The sequence below is a fragment of the Dyella sp. genome, from assembly GCF_051954575.1.
Lineage (GTDB): Bacteria > Pseudomonadota > Gammaproteobacteria > Xanthomonadales > Rhodanobacteraceae > Dyella_B.
Genome location: NZ_JBQCHP010000098.1, coordinates 1 through 19,926 on the forward strand (window position 1 = coordinate 1; position 19,926 = coordinate 19,926).

Annotated in this window: 10 protein-coding genes; 8 read left to right on the plus strand and 2 right to left on the minus strand. The window is 61.1% G+C overall.

Features of this window, described 5'->3' with window-relative positions; genetic code table 11:
- Both ACTHNE_RS13860 and ACTHNE_RS13865 read right to left on the minus strand, forming a co-directional pair.
- Nucleotides 1-1,140 (minus strand): glycoside hydrolase family 2 protein (locus ACTHNE_RS13860; RefSeq protein WP_440269564.1); only part of this gene is annotated, 1,140 nt, incomplete at its 3' end.
- 676 nt (nucleotides 1,141-1,816) lie between these two features.
- Nucleotides 1,817-2,011, minus strand: a complete 195-nt coding sequence (locus ACTHNE_RS13865) for a hypothetical protein (RefSeq protein ID WP_440269565.1) — start codon at nucleotides 2,009-2,011, stop codon at nucleotides 1,817-1,819.
- A gap of 58 nt (nucleotides 2,012-2,069) precedes the next feature.
- Between ACTHNE_RS13865 and ACTHNE_RS13870 the strand changes: the two genes are divergently transcribed.
- From ACTHNE_RS13870 to ACTHNE_RS13905, 8 genes are all read left to right on the plus strand, one after another.
- Nucleotides 2,070-5,249 (plus strand): TonB-dependent receptor, encoded by a 3,180-nt coding sequence (locus ACTHNE_RS13870; RefSeq protein WP_440269566.1) that lies wholly within the window; start codon nucleotides 2,070-2,072, stop codon nucleotides 5,247-5,249.
- Nucleotides 5,250-5,413: 164 nt separating this feature from the next.
- Nucleotides 5,414-7,816, plus strand: coding sequence for a GH92 family glycosyl hydrolase (locus ACTHNE_RS13875; protein ID WP_440269567.1), 2,403 nt, complete (start codon nucleotides 5,414-5,416; stop codon nucleotides 7,814-7,816).
- A 213-nt stretch (nucleotides 7,817-8,029) separates the two neighbouring features.
- Nucleotides 8,030-9,151, plus strand: coding sequence for an RICIN domain-containing protein (locus ACTHNE_RS13880; protein ID WP_324942307.1), 1,122 nt, complete (start codon nucleotides 8,030-8,032; stop codon nucleotides 9,149-9,151).
- Between the two features lie 326 nt (nucleotides 9,152-9,477).
- Complete coding sequence (locus ACTHNE_RS13885) at nucleotides 9,478-10,539, plus strand: glucokinase (RefSeq protein WP_440269572.1); 1,062 nt, start codon at nucleotides 9,478-9,480, stop codon at nucleotides 10,537-10,539.
- 68 nt (nucleotides 10,540-10,607) lie between these two features.
- Complete coding sequence (locus ACTHNE_RS13890) at nucleotides 10,608-12,869, plus strand: beta-N-acetylhexosaminidase (RefSeq protein ID WP_440269568.1); 2,262 nt, start codon at nucleotides 10,608-10,610, stop codon at nucleotides 12,867-12,869.
- Nucleotides 12,870-13,021: 152 nt separating this feature from the next.
- Complete coding sequence (locus ACTHNE_RS13895; RefSeq protein WP_440269569.1) at nucleotides 13,022-16,222, plus strand: TonB-dependent receptor; 3,201 nt, start codon at nucleotides 13,022-13,024, stop codon at nucleotides 16,220-16,222.
- 197 nt (nucleotides 16,223-16,419) lie between these two features.
- Nucleotides 16,420-17,805, plus strand: coding sequence for an APC family permease (locus ACTHNE_RS13900; protein WP_440269570.1), 1,386 nt, complete (start codon nucleotides 16,420-16,422; stop codon nucleotides 17,803-17,805).
- 4 nt (nucleotides 17,806-17,809) lie between these two features.
- Nucleotides 17,810-19,926 (plus strand): glycoside hydrolase family 2 protein (locus ACTHNE_RS13905; protein WP_440269571.1); only part of this gene is annotated, 2,117 nt, incomplete at its 3' end.

A 19,926-nucleotide genomic window follows, 5' to 3' on the forward strand; every position in this document is an offset into this window, starting at 1 on the left:
GAGGTCCTTGGTTTTCTGGATGTCGAACTTGAGCGCGGCGTCGGTGGGCGCGGTGTAGATTCCGTCCGGCCAGTAGCCCTGGTCCAATGTGGCGAGCAGGAAGGTTGGCTTGCCGTTGAGCACGATGCGATTGCGTCCGTCCACCTTCTCGACGGCAATGGTGCGCAGGCCGGCATAGCTGGTTACTTCGTCGTGTTGATCGCCTTGTGCGAGCGTGGCCTTGAAGGTGTAGAGAAAGGGATCTTGCGGGCTCCACAGATGTGGATGCGTGATGTTCAGATGCAGCGGTTGGCCTGCTGGTCCGCTTGCTTCGCCCACGACTTGGCCATTCGCGTAGGCGGTGACATGCAGCGTGGCGTTCGCATCGTTGCCCTGCACTTTCGCCATGACGTCGAACGCGTCCAGGCTGCGCGCCGGTGTGAAGGTCAGTTGCGCAAGGCTGGTGGCGGGCACCGGCTCCAGCCATACCGATTGCCAGATGCCGGAGGCCGCGGTGTAGAAGATGCCTTCGGGTTTCAGCCGCTGCTTGCCGACCATGATGTTGGCAGCGTCAACCGGCGCATGCACCGCGACGATGATTTCCTGCGGACCGTGCGGCCGAAGCGCTGAGGTGACGTCGGCGCTGAAGGAGGTATAGCCGCCGGTATGCTGCGTCACTTGCGTGCCGTTGACGTATACCGTGGCGTCGTAGTTCACCGCGCCGAAATTCAATTGCACGTGCTGGCCATGCGCGGTGAAGGCAGCAGGAATATTCACCAGGCGGCGATAGAACATGTAGTCCGCATGTTTTTGCACGCCGGAGAGCACCGATTCGATCGGATACGGCACCAGCACCTGATCCTTCAATGTGTGGCCGAACGGTGGCGCGCCATGCCCGTCACTGGGCGCGTACTGCCATAAGCCGTTCAAGTTAATCCATTGCGGATGCTCCAATGACGGGCGTGCCAGTTGCGGGCGTGGATAGTCGGGCAATGCATTGGTAGGAGATACCTTCGCCGTCCACGGCGTAGCCAATGGCGCGGTTTTGCCGTTCCAGACCATTGCATCATCAGGCGCCGCTGTCGCTGTCGAAGCAACGGCCACAGCAACGACCATGCTTATCCACGCGCTCGCGCGCCGCATTGCGATGTTATTCGTCATCCGCCCTTCCCTTATTCGTTTCTTGTTGAAAGCCGTCGTGCACGCAGCGCCATAGCATGGCCAACGGTCCGACAAATATCCTGATCCGATCGTCATGCTTCAAAACGCATGATCAAATCCCTTCACATTTTCGCCACATTTTTTGCGATGCAGCGTGACTTATCGCGTCGTCGGCGTATTAATTTGCCGCACTATAAATTAGATCGATCCAAATAATAAAGGTTATTCAGGTCATCGCCGTTGTGAAGACCTGAATGAATTGGCAAGGGTGAGAAGAGCTATCAACGCGCGCCTCGGGGCGACGCGCGAGTGTCGCTGCTTTCTGCCTGCCGGATCGTGGGGAGTTTGGAAGCTGCTGCATGAGATCAGAAGCCGTCCGTATTTCCGTGATGAAAGGCCCGCACGCAAGCCGTGTCGCTGCGTTCGTGGGGTCTGCTACGCGTTGCAGATATCGTTGCCGCAATGCCTCTGGCCTCTGCAAAGAGGCTGGAAATCACCTGTTTCGCCGATGCATTCGATCCATCGCGCGATGCTTGCAATGCCCGCCACTCATGTCGTTCGGACCATTGCCGCGACTTGCGGTAGCCGCAGTTTGCAAACGCGCCCGCATCGACTCGCTGCACGACAGCCATAACAACAACGACATGCATTCCCGCGGCCATTTGTTCCGCACCGGCTACGCCATGACCTGCGGCAACGTGCCGCTTAGGCCAAGCCAAACCCAAGCGCCAGCCGCGCCACGTTCGAGACCTTGAAGCATTCCGTCACAGCGGGCCAGGAGCCTGTTGGACGCCTGTTTTTCAATCGATTCAATTTGAGGAGGGAGGTCCGCAGCAGCAAAAAAATCACGCAGTTGCAGCACGTGATTCAAACAGGGGAATGACCGCGCCCACTGCAGGAGCGCGCACACCAGAAAGGGGAGTTTCGCAATGAGTTACCTGCCATACGTATCCACACGCAAGCCGTTGTACACCGCACTCGCCTTGGCGACTTTGTCGCTGGGCGGCGGCCTGGGAATGCCCGCCATCGCCTTTGCCGCGCAGACGTCTTCGTCTGATGCAAGCACAACGAACCCAACACCGCCCGCACAAACGTCCGACAACGCAAAAGCGAAGAAAACCGCGACCGCCAAGGCTGAAGGCACCACCAATCCCACGACTCTGCAGACCGTTGTCGTTACGAGCTTTCGCCAGTCGATCAACCAGAACCTGCAAGACAAGCGCGATTCCAACTCCATCGTGGAAGTGATCAACGCGCAGAACATCGCGCAGTTTCCCGCCAAGAACATCGCCGACGCACTGGCGCACGTGCCCGGCGTGGTGATTACGCGCGAGTCCGGCGAAGGCAAGACCGTGAGCATTCGCGGCTTGGCGCCGGAACTCACCTTGACCGAGTTGAACGGCAATTACGTAGCCTCGGCCGATACCTCGGCCAGCCTGACGCGCTCGTTCAATTACACCTTGATGCCGGCCAACATGTTCTCGGACATCAAACTCTATAAGAGCCTGGAAGCGCGCCTGGATGAAGGCGGCATCGGCGGCAACGTCGATCTGCGCACGCGCCGTCCGCTGGAGATGAAAGCCAATGATGGCTTTATCTCCATCAACGGCGCAGGCTCGGACAACAGCGCCAGGAAGGACCCGCAGGCCTCGGCGTTGTGGTCCTGGAAGAACAAGGACCAGACCTTCGGCGTGCTCGTCGCGGGCTCATACTTGAAGCGCCGCGACGTCGATTACATGGCCAATGGTTCGAGCTGGCACTGGTGGGCCAACAACTGCACCGACTTCACCACCTGCACCGAGCCGCCGGTCAACGTGCATCACCAGCAATACGGCGCAGACGTAGCGCCCAATCTCGCGCTGTGGCCCGGTGGTGGCGTGACCGACCAGGCCGGCAACGTCTATTCGGGTTACTGGATGCCGCAGCAGTTCTCCACCAGCCGCAATCAGTTGGACCTGAAGTCCACCGGCGTGCAAGCGACCATGCAGTTCAAGCCCACCGATCATTTCCTGCTGACGGGCAACTACTTCCGGTTCCAGCGCGACCAGACGCAGATCACCAACACGCTGGAGGTTCCCGAGTGGGGCCTGCCCACCGGCAGTTACGCGGACCAGCAAGGCCGGCTGCTCGCGCCCAATGGCCTGACGTTCGATCCATCGCACACCGTCGTCACCGGTGTGAACTACGTACTTCCGCCCGCGGGCACGGGCTGCAACTCGACGACCAATCCCGTCACCGGTGCGCAACGGCAGACGGTGGATGTCTGCTCCACCGAGATACCGTGGCTCAACGGTAATTACTCGGTCGAAAAAGCCACGTCGCAAACCGTCAATCTCGAAGGCGAATGGGACGGCGGCGGCAACCTCAGCGGAACCTTCAACGTCGGCCGTACCTGGGCCACGGGCGGCCCGTCGATCGAGCTGGGCATGGCCGCCAAGCCGCGCAATTTCGTCAACGGCCAGTGGGTGGACGGCAGCAACGGCGCCGCGTGGACCTTGAACGGCAAGCCAACCATTTCGGCCACGCCGAATGTGCTGCAAAACATGCTTGCCGGTGCCGGCCAAGTGGACCTGGGTTCGACCGGTTCGAACATGGTGAACACCAGCACCTCGCAGAACTTCGCACAGGCGGATTTCACCTGGGCCTTCGACGACAGCTGGATGCAATCGCTGCAATTCGGCATCAAGTACCGCGACAACCGCGCCGAGCAGCAGAGCAACGAATTGCGCTGGTACTGCAAGGGCACCACGCTGCAGTTCCAGACCTGCGATCCGAACGCCGGCCAGCTGCCGGCGGGCTTCCTGATGCCATACATGCTCAACGGGCACACTGGCGCCTACAACGACAGTGTCTTCCCGGCGATCAATTTCCCGGCCTACTACAACTACCTCAACGCCACCTACGATCGGGTGGTCTACAACAAGCCCCAAGATACCTCGACCATTCGCGAGAAGATCTCGGCCGCCTACGTGCAGGCGAACTTCGACACGGGCACGTTGCGCGGCAACGTGGGCTTGCGTTTTGTCAGCACCGGGCAGGACATCACTGTGGCCGACGACATCACCACCAACAATGCGGTGTACTACCACGATGCGAACGGCAACATCCTGATCTGCCCGACCACCGGCAAGAACATTGCTGGCGGCCCGTGCGCACCGGGCGATTTCCAATACCTGCCGCGCGAGCAATCGGTGATCGAGACGTTCTCCAACGCCACTACACGCAAGCACTACAACAAGCTGCTGCCCAGCTTCAACATCGCCTGGACGCTGCCGAACAACTTCGTGATCCGTGCAGCCGGCTCGCAGGCGATGGCCCGCGCCAACTACACCGACCTGGCCGAACTGGGCAGCCTCACCAACAACACCCAGGCGTACTACAACGACCGCAAGCAGTTCGGCGCCCCCTTGCCGGGCTGGTACGGCAGCGGTGCCAATCCGGACCTGAAACCCTTCACCGCGACCCAGTTCGACGTGGCGGGCGAATGGTATTACGCGCCGGAATCGGTGGTGGGCGTGGACTTGTTCGAGAAGAAGGTGAAGAACTTCGTCGTGCCGGTCACCGTCAACAACATCGTGGTGAACGTAGGCGGCACGCAAGAGAACTTCATGCAGTACAGCACCAACGCCAACGGCCGCTCGGGCACGTCCAAGGGCGTGGAAATCTACACGCAGCACACGTTCAAATCGGGCTTTGGCTATATCGCCAACTACACGCTCAACAAGACCAACGAAACACCGGTTTCGCTTGGCGATACCCAGGTGGGCAAGTCGGAGCTGATCGGCAGTGCCAAGTTCGCGGCGAACGTGTCGTTGTTCTATGAAAAGAACGGACTCCTGTTACGCGTCACCAACAATTGGACGGGACGGACCATGCAGGGCTTGTCGTCGGGCTTGCCGATCTATACGAGTCCCTATCGCCAGCTCGATCTGAATGGTGATTACGAGTTCACCAAGCATTTCATGGTGACCGCGTCGATCATCAATGTGAATCACGCCACGGCGCGTGAGTATCTCGGTGGCGATACCACGGCGAGGTTGTATCAGCTGGAGTATGCGGGGCGGCAGTATTACCTGGGGCTGACGTACAAGTTTGGTGATGGTGGTTGAGAACGCTGAGCCCAGCTCCCTCCCCTGCTCGCAGGGGAGGGCTTGGGTGGGGTTGTCCGAGCTCGCCACATGATTGACATACATCGCGAGCTTGCTTCACCCCACCCCAAACCCTCCCCTACTACACGTAGGGGAGGGAGCAGTTCATCGCATAAGAGGAACCCATGAATCCATTTCTTGCGCGCCTTCATCGCGGCGCTTCGTCGATATTCAATCGCCGTGCTGCGTTTTCCATTGCGCTGACCATCTGCGTTTTTGGAAACGTAGATACGAGCCAGGCCGAACGTAATGACCCGCAGTCTGTGGTTTCGCCCATCGACGAAGCCAATCCACTCGTTGGCACCGCATCACTGGACAAACAATCCCTGATCGGCAACGCCCCACCCCCAGGCGAGCCGCTGTATACCGGCATGACCTCTCCAGGCGCGCACCTTCCGCAAAGCACGACCGAAGCGGCGCCAGTCAACATCAATGTCGATCTCAGTTACCCGACAGGCGTCGCCACCTCCTACGCCTACAACCGCCCGGCCATGATCGGTTTCACCGGCGGCGGCGGTTCCACCTACGGTGGACGCGCGGAGCCGATGATCATGCCAGTGGTAGGCGACTGGACGATGCCGCCCGACTACACGCCGTCGTATTACGACAAGGCCAGCGAAAAGGCCTCGCCCGGTTACTACGCAGTCGATCTCGCCAGCTTCCACACACGCGTCGAACTGACCACAACGCAGTGGACCAGCCTGATGCGCTTCACCTTTCCGGCGAGCCATCGCGCGAACGTCGTCATCAACCTGCGCCGGCCTGGTGGCGATGTGGAAGTGGTGGACGATCGCACCATCCGCGGGGTCAGTAGCAACAGGCGCGCGCAAGACGGATCGGATGGCCCGTGGTTCGTGGCCGAGTTCTCGCGTCCGTTCACCGCGTTCGGCACCTTCCGCGCCAACCATGAACACGAAGGCTTCGGCATCGGCGATCAGGATGTGCAAGCCGACCGCCGTAGCGTATCGGGTAGTTATGCGGGCGCCTACGTCACTTTCGACACGCAAGCCGGCGAGCAGGTGCTGGTCAAGATCGCACACGGCCATAGCGCGCAGGAGGCCGAACAACGGCTGCGCGCCGAAGATCCTGGTTGGGATTTCGCGCGCGTGCATGCTCAGGCGCGCGATGCCTGGGCGAAGTTGCTCGACCGTATCGGAGTGAGCGGCGGCACACCCAAGCAGCGCATGCTGTTCTATTCAACGCTATATCAAGCCTTCGCCAGCCCGCGCCTGGTCGCACGCAAGGGCGAGCATTTCGTCGACACGAATGGCCACGACCAGATCGCCAGCTACAATCGCTACGGACCAGTGCCGTTCTGGGATACCGGCCGCAACCAGATCGTGCTGCTGATGCTGCTTGAACCCAAGGTGCTGCAGGACATCATGCATTCGGAGCTGGATCGCGCGCGCGAACGTGGCTACATGGATACCTCGTTCCACGGCGATCACGCGGTGTTCCTTTACGACGGCGCCTGGCAACGCGGCATTCCGTTCGACTATGCTGACGTCTATACATACTTGCGCAAGAACGCGACCGATCCGAACGGTCCGCGCGGTTATCTGGACGAATACATGAAGAACGGCTGGATTGCCGACATCGTTCCGCCCGGCAATCCCAGCCCGCCCTATGCGGGCGGCAAGGCAGGCGTCGCCACCACGCTCGAATACGCCTGGGACGATCATGCGCTAGCCGATGTCGCCCGCCGGCTCGGCAAGACAGATGACGCACACATGTTTCTGCGCCGCGCCGCAAACTATCGCAACGTATTCGATCCATCGGTAGGCTTCATGCGCGGCCGCACCGGGGACGGTAAGTGGATTTCACCATTCGATCCGGGCGAGCCGTACTACAACTTCATGATGAAGGAAGCCTCGGGCTGGTCCACGCTGTGGCTGGTGCCGCACGACGTGCGAGGCTTGATCAATCTGCTCGGCGGGGACGATGCATTCAACGCCAAGCTCGATGCGTTCTTCTCCACGCCCTATCATCCCAAGGGCATCTGCCGCGACTGCACCGGCATGATCGGGCAATACGTGCAGGGCAATCAGCCGGATCAGCAAGCCGCCTACTTGTACGCATGGAGCGGCCAGCCGTGGAAAACGCAAGCCTTGGTACGCCGCATTCTCGATGAGCTGTATGGCAGCGACGCCAGCGGTTACGGCTTTCCTGGCATGGACGACCAAGGCTCGACTTCGTCCTGGTATGTGCTCAGTGCAATGGGCTTTTATCCGGCCGATCCTTCCAGCCCTGATTACATTCTCGGAAGTCCGATTTTCGATCGCGTGCGGCTGCACATGGGCAACGGCAAGATCTTCGAGGTCGTCGCGCGCAACAACTCGGCGCAGAACATGTACATCCAATCCGCCACGCTCAATGGCAAACCGTGGAACAAACCGTGGTTCAGCCATGCCGACATCGCCAACGGTGGAACATGGGTGTTCACAATGGGGCCCGAGCCCAACAAGGCCTGGGGCGCGGACATTCACGATGCGCCGCCTTCGATGTCGACAAGCGAACTCATCCATTGAAAACAGGCCTGTAAACGTTCTCACGCGGCATCGACTTCGCTGCGCATAAGCTCATCGCCGGGAATAACCGCGTACATAAAAAAACATGCCGCCGCGCGCGGCGTGGCAGGGAGTGTTTTGTTCCATTCGAACCCTTAGCCTGTGTTCGGGCAAGCGTTCGCTTACGCAAGTAGCTCACGTCATCAACAAGGGGGTCAACTAACGGAGGCAATCATGAAGGCGACAAAGAGCTTGTATACGCTGCCCTGGCTTTTATTGTTTCCATTTATCGCCCACGCCGGCGACGTACCCGGTAGCTATGCCAAATACAAATGGGATCCCTCGATTACCTCGCTGACGTCGGTCGATTTCAACATCAAGGTATTAGTCAATCCGGGTTACCGCGCCAATGTCTTATGGAGCACCCGGTTCGTTCTGTCCGGTACCGGCGACGGCGGCCGCGTCGGGATGGAGGACAATGCCGACGTCGGCCCCAATTTCGTGTTTACGGTGCAGGGTGCAACCCAATACCAGACCGGCGCGGCCGGTAGCTATTGCGTTGTCCACAGCGGCACCCCTTCCCGCGTCACATGCCGCCTGCCTTACAACTGGCTGGCCGGCGAGAACTATCAATTCCACGTTGCTTATGAAGGCGGACAGTGGCTAGGCGTTACGATCACCGATACCTACCACCCTACCGTAACCTTCAAGCTGGGCAGCATCCTCACCAGCACCACCGGTATTTCGCCACAGGGCATGGTCGGCCGCACCACTTATCTGGAAGCGAATTCGCCCAATTCGAACTGCTACAACCAGCCCTACAGCGATGTGATCATAGGCGAGCCCAGTGGCAACGGCGGCCAGTACACAGCTAGTGTCTCCAGCTCTGGCGCCGACACAAACTGCGTCAACTCCAGCTCGGTCGCTTATAACGAGTATTACAACGGCGCAGGCAATTTGCTGCGCGGTTTGTACACGGGCGACGATGGCCTTTGCGCAGATGCAGGGAACGGCACCATCAACGTGGCGGCTACCACCCAGACCTGCGACAAGACGAAGGAGTCCCAAGCTTTTGTGCTCGGGAGCGATGGCACCATGCGGCTGCAAAGCAATCTTTGCCTGGACGTCGCCAACGCCGATTCGCCCGCAGGTTCGGGCGTGATCGTCGATCCATGCACGGGTAGCGCCAGTCAGCAGTGGTGGGTTGGAGGCGGCCGTGATCTGCTATTCACCAATCTCGGCAACGGTCAGTATTGCCTGACGGAAGGAGCTTCCGGTACACAGCTGACCGTGCAGGATTGCACCGGATACATCGGCCAAAGTTGGTCCATGCCGATACTGCCGGTGCTGCCGTAGGCGTGGTTTTGATGTGACGCAATGAGTGCCTGTCTCCACGGCCTGATTAGCGTCGAGTCTCAGCTTGTCCGAATGTGTCCCCTCCCCTGCATGTAGCAGGGGAGGGTTAGGGTGGGGTGGGGTGAAGCAACCTCGCGACACATTTCAACAATGCGGCAAGCTCGAGCAACCCCACCCCAGCCCTCCCCTGCGTGCAGGGGAGGGAGCCGTCATTCGCACAGTTAGAAATTCCTCAGCACTCTCCTTCAGAACCGCTTTGTGCGCCACCGCTTGACACCGGTGTCAATTCCGGTCCAGGCTGATATGAAGTTCCAATGCCGGGGGGCATGCTGGGCGTGGCAATCGACCATTCCGATCAATCGGCGGTGATACCGGCGACGCCGTTTCTGGCGGCCGATATCGGCGGCACGCATGCGCGTGTGGCGTGGATGCGCGCCGCGCAAGACGCTGCCCACGGGGTGGAAACGCTGGCTTATCGCGTGTTCGCGTGCGCGCAATTCCCAGCGCTGCCGGAACTGTTGCGAGCCTTTATCGACACGGACGTGCGCGCCACGGTGAAGCATTGCGTGCTCGCCTGCGCGGGCCAGATCGTGGGTGACGAAGTCGTCAACGACAACCTTGCCTGGCCGATCCGCCTGAGCCAACTGCGCGGCGCGCTAGGCCTGGAGGACGTCGCCGTGCTCAATGATTTCGAAGCACTGGCCTATGCGCTCGACGGTCATCTCACCGACGATGGCCGCCACTTGTGTGGACCGGACAAAGCGCCCGGCGGCCCTACCCTGGTGATCGGTCCGGGCACCGGCCTTGGCGCGGCGGTGCACGTTCCCGGCGTGGATGGCGGTTTCGTGTTGACGACGGAAGCGGGGCAGATGGATTTCGCACCGAACTCCGTGCGCGAGCGCGAGATTCTCATGCACCTGGCGCCCAACGGCGGCTACGTGCCGTTTGAGCACATCGTTTCCGGCCCTGGCCTGCACACCATCTACGCCATTGTGTGCACTTTGTGGGGAGAGCCGCCGAAGCTAACCACGCCTGAAGCCGTCACTGCAGCGGCGCTTGCGTGCAGCGACGTGCAGGCCGTGGAAGCGGTGGATATTTTCTGTGCTGCACTGGGAAGTTTCAGCGGCAATCTGGCGATGGTTTTCATGGCCACCGGCGGCGTGTACCTGGCCGGCGGTTTTCTGTCTTCCATCTACGAGTTGCTCAAGCGCAGCGCGTTCGAAGAACGCTTCCTGCATGGACGCAGCGCGAGCGCATTGCTCTCGCAAGTGCCGGTATGGGTGACCGAGCACGGCCGCCATGGCGTGCAAGGTGCCGCTCAGTGGTATCTCAGGCGCGGCATGTCGGCGGCACAAACGCTGACGGCAACGGATGGGGTGAGCGCATGAACCGCATCGCGCTATCGGCATGCTTCCGTTGCATCGCTATCGCATGGCTGGCGACTGCGAGCGTGGCCATGGCAACACCGGCTCCCGCATGGTCGTTGCTGCCGCTGCCGGCAAAGGTCAGCCCTGCCGCATCGGGTGCCAACGAAATCGGCGATGGTGCCGTCGTGTCCGTGCGCGGCGAGGATCGCCAGCAGGTGTTGTCCATCGCGGAACGGTTCGTGCAGCGCGTGTCCGACACGAACGGGTTGCACCTGCACGTGGCGACTAAGGATGCTGCACATCCCGCCATCACCTTCGATGTAAACCCGCACACCGATATCGCTGACGATGCCGGCTATCGCATCACGGTCAACGACGCCGGCATCGTGATCACGGCACGCACGTCGCGTGGCGCGTTCTACGGCAGCGTCACGCTATGGCAGTTGCTGACGCCGCCCGGATGGACGCGTGGCGCGCCGGTCAAGGTGACTTATGGCGTTATCGACGATCACCCGCGTTTCGCATGGCGCGCCTTGCTGCTCGACTCCGGACGGCACTTCCAGCGCGTGGCGCAGATCAAGCAATTGATCGACTGGATGTCGCTCAACAAGTTGAACGTGTTGCTGTGGCATCTCACCGAAGACCAAGGCTGGCGCCTCGAAATCACCAAATATCCCGAACTCACCAAAATCGGCGCATGCCGCAAGGCGGTGGGCCTGGACAGTGAGCTGACCGGTTCGCCCGACCTGCCCTATTGCGGCTTTTACACGCAAGCCGAGGTGCGCGACATCGTGCGCTACGCCGCCGAGCGCTATGTGGACGTGGTACCGGAAATCGATCTGCCGGGTCATTCGCAGGCCGCCATTGCCGCTTATCCATGGCTGGGCGTTACCGGCAAGCGCCCTGCGGTATGGACCGATTGGGGCGTCAGCCCGTGGCTGCTCAAGCCCAACGAAAAGACCTTGCAGTTTGTCGACGACGTGCTCGATGAGGTGATGCGGCTGTTCCCCTCACGCTATATCTCCATTGGTGGCGACGAGGCCGACAAGCAACAGTGGAACGCGTCGCCGGAGGTACGCGCACAGATGCACAAGCTGGGCGTGGCGAACATGGATCAGCTGCAGAGCTGGTTCACCAACCAGGTCGCCGCGCATCTGATTCAGCACGGACGCAGGCCGGTGGGCTGGGACGACGAACTGGTCGCCGGCGCGACGCTTCCCACACCCGAAGTGGTGATGTCCTGGCACGGCAACGACAACGAACGCGTGGCGATCGCGGCTATCCAGCAAGGCCATGACGTGGTGATGACGCCTCAGGAATCGCTGTATTTCGATCACTATCAATCCAACCTGCCCGACGAGTGGCAGGGACCGCCTCCCGCTGCGACGTTGCGGCAAACCTATGACACGGCCGTTATCCCCAATGGCGCAAACGCGGCCGAAGCCAAGCGCATCATCGGCGTGCAGGGCGGCCTCTGGACCGAGCAGATGCCCACCTTCGCGCACGATCAGCACGCGGTGTTCCCGCGCATCGCGGCGCTTTCGGAGCTGGGCTGGTCACCAGCCAGCGCACACGACTGGAACGATTTTCTGCAACGCATGCCGGCCGAACTGGCGCGTTATCGCGCGCTCGGCATCGATTACGCCGACAGCGCGTTTGCTCCGGCTTTCCATGTCACGGCAAGCACGAATGGCGGATTCCGGATCGAGCTATCCAACCAGGTGGCAGCCGGAACGATGCGTTATACGACGGACGGATCGGAACCGACCAACCGATCCACACCCTATGCCGGACCGCTCACGCTATCGGGCAAGGCCACCCTGCGCGCCGCGACGTTTACGCCGGACGGTTTCGAACTCGCCGCGTCCCGCACACAGGTTCTGGATGAAAACACTTTGTTGAGCCGCGACAGCAGCGCGCTTGCGACGTGCTCCCATCAACCGCCCTCGCGCCTGGAAGGCGCCAAGCCTGCGCAAGGGATGCGGCCGATCTACGCGGTGGATATCGGCAACGCGTGCTGGCTGTGGCCGCAGGCACCGCTCAATGATGCCAAGCACGTCGCGATCAACGTGGAGCGCATCACCTGGCGCTTCGGCGACGAAGCCAAGGACGCCGTGGTGCGTTCCAAATCCAGCGCGGCCGGTGAAATCGAAATACATGCCGATACCTGCACCGGACCGCTGCTTGCCAGCCTTCCGCTGCAAGGCGCAGCAGCGATGAAAGCGCAAACAAAGCTTGAGGCAACGCTTGCGATGCCGGCGGGGGCCGGCGTGCGCAATCTCTGTGTTTTTGCCACCGGCGATCCGCGCAATGGCCAGTGGGCGTTGGCGCGAATCACGTTTTCGAAATAAGCGGTACGCGGGGCACGCGCTCCGCGGGTTGGGGAAAAAGGACGGATGGCATCACCACGGCGGGCGAACTGGCGGGCCCCGCCGGGCTACACGTTTTTGGAACACACGGAGCAGTTGAGGTTCGACAGGCAACAGCAACGAGGTCAAGGCCCATGTCCACCGTATTACGCAAGCATCCATTGTCGTTTGGCATCACCCTGTCGCTGTTCGCCATCGTGTCGACGTCGGCGGCGGCATCGCCGTTCGCCGATCAGCAAACTGGCGGCCAGGCCGGTACGGCGCAAACCACGCCGGCACCCTCGCCGTCCTCGCCCAGCGCCAAGAAACCCGACGCCAAAGCCAACAGCGACGCGGAGAAGAACGCGATTACGCTGGCGACCGTGGCGGTTTCCGGCGTGCGTGCGTCGCAGATGCGCGCCATCGACCTGAAACGCCAAGCGGCCAACATCCAGGACAGCATCACGGCAGAAAACATCGGCGCCCTGCCCGACACCACGATCACCGATTCCCTGCAGCGCGTCACCGGCGTGCAGATCAATCGCGATGCCGGCGTGGGTACTTCGGTGGACGTGCGCGGCCTGCCCCAGGTCGGCACCATGTTGAATGGCGAAGTGTTCATCACGGCCGATCAGATCGACTCGCAGCAGCCCGACTTCACCATGTTGCCGTCCACGCTGTTCCATGGCGTGGATGTGGTCAAATCGTCCACCGCCAACGAAACCGATGGCGGCATCAGCGGCGCCATCGACCTGCATACCTATCGTCCATGGGATCTGCCCAGCGGATTCACCTATAGCTATTCGGCAAACGGCGAACGCGGCAGCACTACGCGTCATTGGGGGCCCGAGGCCAACGGTCTTATTTCGTTCAACGACCACGGCCGTTGGGGCCTGCTGATCGCCGCCGATTTCTCCAACACCACACGCATGAACGCCACCGAAGGCCTGGACCAATACGGTGTGGTGCTCAATGGCGAGAACGCGGCCAGCGCGGGCGGCTACAACGGCTTTCTCACGCCCTGGAATGGCGCGCCGATTCCGCCGCAGATCGTGCAGAATGCCGACGGCAGCGTGGACGTGAATGGCGACGGCAAATCCAACGGCGTATTCATGGGCAGCCAGGACATCGGCCTGAATGACATCACCACGCAGCGCAAGCGCAAGTCGGGCAATGCGTCGTTCCAGATGGACCTGGGCAATGGCTTCAGTGTGACCAGCGATTATTTCTATTCGCAGCAGCGCGAATACGATCGCAACGTCGGCATCCAGTTCAACTCCACCAACTGGCAGGGCGCCACCTACGTGCCGCTGCAATCGCGCAATACCGGCAGCCCTGCCCTCGGTTCCTACGGCACGCCCGAGCCCGGCTGGGAAGGTTCACAGATCTATACCACCCAGGTGTACGAGAAATGGCCGGGCGACGTGGAGTCGTACTCGCAGATCATCCAGAAAAGCTCGGTGGCGAAGAACTTCAACCTGCAATTGGATTACGACAACGGCGGCCCGTTCACCGCCAGCGTGCGCGGCATCCACGACATCGCCTCGCAAACGAACCAGGAAACCGACGTCAATATTTCCGATTCCGACGGCGCGCTGTGGCCGAACGTGTTGATGCCCGGCGTGCCCGACGGCGCGGTGCCACCCGGCACCTTCGTCTATCCGGCGCAGCTCGGCGGCAATCGCGTGTTCAACGCCAACGGCGTACCGCAGAACACGGTGCCGATCATTGCGGATTTCGGCGGCCGCTACATCAAGGTGAGCATGCCGGCGTCGCTGGCCGCGGATTTCGCCAACCCCAACGGCTGGACGATGAAGACGCTGGAGTCCTCCGGCGACTACAACCGTAAGGTGGCGCTCAATGCGCTGCGCTTCGACGGGCAATACGATTTCCAGGACGGCTTCAAGCTGGAATTCGGCGTGCGCAACAGCATCCGCAACGCCAGCAACGATGGCTGGACACTGGAAACGCCGGTGTATGCAGGCATGGGCGCCAGCGATCCAAATGGATGCCTGGTGCGCTATGTCGGTGCAGACGTTGTGTTAAACAGCGGCACCTGTACCGCCGGCAATGCGCTCGGCTACTACCGCGCAGGCCCCCTGTCCTCGTTGCAGATGCCCAATACCGCCGCGCCGCTGTCGGGCAACTGGCAGAAATACACCAACCTGCTGGGCTCGGGCATCAACTTCTGGGCGATCAATCCGTCGGCGATGATCAACCCTGTTTCGTACTGGAAATCGCTCTATCCCGACACCGTCGAGGTGGGCGAGCCGGGCACGACCTGGGCAGTGCGATTGAAGGAGTTGTCGGGCTATCTGCAGGGCGATTTCAACGGCACGCTTGGCGACATGCCGTACAGCGGCAACATCGGCGTGCGCATGATCCACACCGATCTGGAAACCACCCAGCACTTGAGCGGCGCGCCGGGCTCATACGGCGATGAACCCGTCGACGCCGGCGCATCCATTACCAAGCGCAGCTATCACGACCTGCTGCCATCGGCGAACTTCTCGCTGGATTTGACCGAGGCCCTGAAGCTGCGCCTGGCCTATTCCAAGAACATGATGCCGCTCGACCTCAGCACCTGGGGCGGTGGTTTGCAATTGAACTACTCGCTGGCGGAAACACCGCAAGGGCCGATCTTCCGCGTCTCCAACGGCACCTCCACCGGCAACCCGAATCTCAACCCGTGGCGTTCGAGAAACTACGGCGCATCGCTGGAGTACTACATCAATCCCACCAGCATGGTCAGCCTGGCCTTGTTCCGCATCAGCGTGGACAGCTTCATCAAGAACGGCAGCGTCACCAACTGCACCCTGCCCGACGAGGATGGCGTGGTGCGCAACCATTGCATCGTGATCACCGAGCCCGTGCAGGGCACCGGCAACAGCATTCATGGTGCGGAGTTCGATTACCGCCAGGGCTTTACCTTCCTGCCGGGATTTTTGTCCAAGACGGGTATCGAGGTGAACGCGACGTACGCGCCGAGCAATTCGGGTGAAACGGACCTGGCCGGTCACCGCATTCCTTTCCAGGACAACTCGACCGAATCGGGCAATTTCATTCTTTGGTACCAGAGCGATCACTTCCAGGCACGCCTGGCGTACAACTATCGGTCGCGGCGCGCGGTGATGGACAGCGTGGGAGGCATTACCGGCATGGAGATGTACGAGGCGCCGCAGAAGTATCTGGATGCGTCGGTTTCCTACAAGTTCAACAAGTACGCCGAGGTGTTCCTGGATGGAACCAACTTCACCAACGAGTACCAGCATTACTACCTGGTGTGGCCGGACCAGCCTGCGCATTCGACGTTTTCGGAGCGGATGTTTATGGTTGGGGTGCGTGGGCAGTGGTAAGCGGAGCCTTCTCTGTACTTGCCATGCTGCGCTCCCTCCCCTGCGTGCTGGGGAGGGTTGGGGTGGGTTGTCTGGGCTTGCCGCATGGTTGAAACACATCGCGAGGTTGCTTCACCCCACCCCAACCCTCCCCTACTACACGTAGGGGAGGGAGCAGATCGCGGTAACCGTTAGCAACTCATCAAACCAAGGCAAGCATGCAACACTCCGTACCCCAACCCGCTCGCGACCACACCCTCCACCGCTCCATCGGCCTATTCTCCGGCACCGCGATCAACATGACGCAGATGTGTGGCATCGGGCCGTTCATCACCATTCCGATCATGGTGGCGGCGATGGGCGGTCCGCAGGCGGTGATCGGCTGGATCGCCGGCGCCATCCTCGCAGTGGCCGATGGCCTGGTCTGGGCCGAACTCGGCGCGGCAATGCCGGGCTCGGGCGGAACCTACGTGTATCTGCGCGAGGCGTTCCAATACCGTACCGGCAAGCTGATGCCGTTTCTGTTTATCTGGACCATGCTGCTGGCGATTCCCTTGCTGATGTCCACCGGCATCATCGGCATGGTGGAGTATCTGGGATTCTTCTTTCCCAACCTGGGCTGGTGGGCGGTGCATGGGGTCAGCCTGGTGTCGACCGTCATCGTCACCTGGCTTTTGTACCGGCGTATCGAATCGGTGCGCGCGATCACCGTTGCGTTGTGGATCATCATGCTGGTGTCGGTGGTGGGTGTATCGGCGGCGGGTTTCTCGCACTTCAATGGGGGTTTTGCCTTTGCGTATCCCACCGGCTTGTTCGGCGGCCATTTCTTCGTGGGGCTTGGCGCCGGATTGATTATCGGCATCTACGATTATCTGGGCTACAACACCACCGCCTACATCGGCGACGAGCTGCGCAATCCGGGGCGGACCATGCCCGGTTCGATCATTGTCTCGATCATCGCGATGATGGTCGTCTACCTGCTGCTCAACATCAGCGTCTTGGGCGTGGCGCCGTGGCAGGAGATCGCGCAGTCCAAGTCCGTTGCCTCGTTGGTGGTGGAGCGCAGCTGGGGGCATCTGGCTGCGGCGTTGATGACCGTGCTTATCATCATTACCGCGTTCGCTTCCGTGTTCACCGGCCTGTTGGGCGGTTCACGCGTACCTTTTCAAGCAGCGCAGGACAAGGTGTTTCTTTCCGTATTCGCGCGCCTGCATGCCAGGCACGACTTTCCGCACGTAGCGCTGCTTACGATGGGTGTGGTGACAGCGATCGGCACTTTCTTCGATCTCACCGACGTCATCAACATGCTGCTGACCGCGACCATCATCGTGCAGTCGATCGCGCAGATCGCCGCGCTGGTCGTGCTGCGCAAGCGCCAGCCGCAACTGCCGCGTCCGTACCGGCAATGGCTTTATCCGGTGCCGTGCGCGATCGCGCTGCTGGGCTGGATCTATGTCTACGTATCCGCCTCGACCATGTCGCTGATCCTGTCCGGCGTGTGGATCGCCGCCGGCCTGGTGGTGTTTGCGATCTGGGCCAGGCTCAACCGGTCCTGGCCGTTCGCGCCGGTCGACATCCACGAAGCCTACCTTGGGAAATCCTGACGCCATGCAAACTCCAGCCGCGCTTTGGATCGTCGTTGCGATGATGGCATCGACCGTGCACGCGCAGTCGGCTTACGCGCCCACGCACATCACACTCGATGCTGGCTCCGTCACCGCGATCGACAACTGGCAGATGCAGGACAGTGCAAAAGCCCAGCAAGGTGGCGCGGAAATCTCTTCGGCCCGCTTCGCCGCCACAGGCTGGTATCCGGTAAGCGGCCGCGCCACCGTCATGGCCGGACTGCTGGAAAACGGTACGTATAAAAACGTGTTCTACAGCGACAACCTGCGCGCGGTGCAGGTGCCTGAAGCCAGCGGCAACCTGTTCGTGACGCCGTGGTGGTACCGCGCCGAGTTCACGTTGCCGAAAGACATTAAGGGAAAACACATCCTGCTGCGCACCAACGGCATCATCGCCAGCGCCGACCTGTGGGTGAACGGTCATCAGGTCGCCAACGTCGCCGGCGCCTATCCCGTACATGACATCGACGTTACGTCATGGGTGCACGCGGGCAGCAATGTGCTTGCCATGCAGGTGCATCCGGCCGATCCCAGGAAGAGCTTGTCGATCGGCTGGGTGGATTGGAACCCCACGCCGCCGGATAACAACATGGGCCCGTGGCGCGGTGTGGATATCGTGCAGACCGGGCCAGTCCAATTGAGCTTTCCGCACGTGCTTTCGACGCTGCCGGATCTCTCGCACGCCACGCTGGCTGTCAAGGTAAGCGCGAAGAATCTCGACACGGTAGCGCATGATGCGACCATCACCGGCACCGCGGCCGGCGTTTCCCTGCAGCAGACCGTCCACCTCGCAGCAGGACAAACGCAGGTCGTTTCTTTCTCACCGCAAACAACGCCGGGCCTGGCGCTCGATCACCCGAAGATCTGGTGGCCGATCGGCATGGGCGAGCATCCGCTGTACCAGTTGGAGCTGAGTGCAGCGGTCGATGGCGCAGTATCCGACCGGGCCAGCACGACGTTCGGCATCCGCAGCGTCAGTTCGAATCTCACGAAACAGGGTTATCGCCAGTTCTTCATCAACGGCAAGCCGCTGCTGATCCGCGGTGGCGGCTGGGCGCCGGACATGTTCCTGCGCGACGATTCCACGCGCATGGAGGCCGAGTTCAACTACGTCGTCAATCTCGGCCTCAACACCATCCGCAGCGAAGGCAAGCTGGAAAACCAGCGCTTCTACGATCTGGCCGACCGCAACGGCATCATGGTGCTGGCGGGCTGGGAGTGCTGCGACAAATGGGAATCGGCCGCCAAGACCGGCGGCTCACCGTGGACTGCCGCCGACCTCAAGGTGGCGGAGGAATCCATGGCCAGCGAAGCGCGCCTGCTGCGCAACCATCCTTCGGTGATTGGTTTTCTGATCGGCAGCGACAATGCCCCGCCGCCCGCCATCGCAAAGATGTACGTCGATACACTGCGCGCAGCGGACTGGTCGTTGCCCATCGTCTCGGCGGCGGTCGACCAGGGCACCGCCGAAGCCGGCCCTTCCGGCATGAAGATGGCCGGCCCGTACGACTGGATACCGCCGGCATATTGGTATGCCGACAGGCTCGGCGGCGCATTCGGCTTCGACTCCGAAGTCAGCGCGGGCGCCGATATCCCGCGGCTGGAAGATGTGCAGCGCATGCTTTCACCGCAGGAACAGGAAGCACTGTGGAAATATCCGGACTCAAGGCATTACCACGCCTCCGCGGATTGGTCGACTTTCGCGGTGCTTACGCCGTTCGACACGGCGCTGGCCCATCGCTACGGCGCGCCGACGAGCCTTGCCGATTACGTCGCCAAGGCCCAGCTCGACAATTACGACAACGTCCGCGCGCAATTCGAGGCGTTCAATGCGCATATGGATGCGGCCAAGCCCGCCACCGGCGTGATCTACTGGATGCTCAACAACGCATGGCCGTCCCTGCACTGGCATCTGTACGACTACTACATGAATCCAGCCGGCGCCTATTTCGGCGCGAAGAAAGCCAATGAGCTGGTGCATATCCAATATTCGTATGACGACAACGGCATCGTGCTCGTGAACCATGCTCTGGACGATGTGCATGGCCTGCAGGCGACGATCCGCGTACGCAATCTGGATGGCAGTGTGCGTTACGAAAA

What these genes read in the sequence shown, in the direction of transcription:
- ACTHNE_RS13870 (WP_440269566.1), top strand. Translation starts at nt 2,070, where the DNA reads ATGAGTTACCTGCCATACGTATCCACACGCAAGCCGTTGTACACCGCA.
- ACTHNE_RS13875 (WP_440269567.1), top strand. Translation starts at nt 5,414, where the DNA reads ATGAATCCATTTCTTGCGCGCCTTCATCGCGGCGCTTCGTCGATATTC.
- ACTHNE_RS13880 (WP_324942307.1), top strand. Translation starts at nt 8,030, where the DNA reads ATGAAGGCGACAAAGAGCTTGTATACGCTGCCCTGGCTTTTATTGTTT.
- ACTHNE_RS13885 (WP_440269572.1), top strand. Translation starts at nt 9,478, where the DNA reads ATGCTGGGCGTGGCAATCGACCATTCCGATCAATCGGCGGTGATACCG.
- ACTHNE_RS13890 (WP_440269568.1), top strand. Translation starts at nt 10,608, where the DNA reads ATGGCAACACCGGCTCCCGCATGGTCGTTGCTGCCGCTGCCGGCAAAG.
- ACTHNE_RS13895 (WP_440269569.1), top strand. Translation starts at nt 13,022, where the DNA reads ATGTCCACCGTATTACGCAAGCATCCATTGTCGTTTGGCATCACCCTG.
- ACTHNE_RS13900 (WP_440269570.1), top strand. Translation starts at nt 16,420, where the DNA reads ATGCAACACTCCGTACCCCAACCCGCTCGCGACCACACCCTCCACCGC.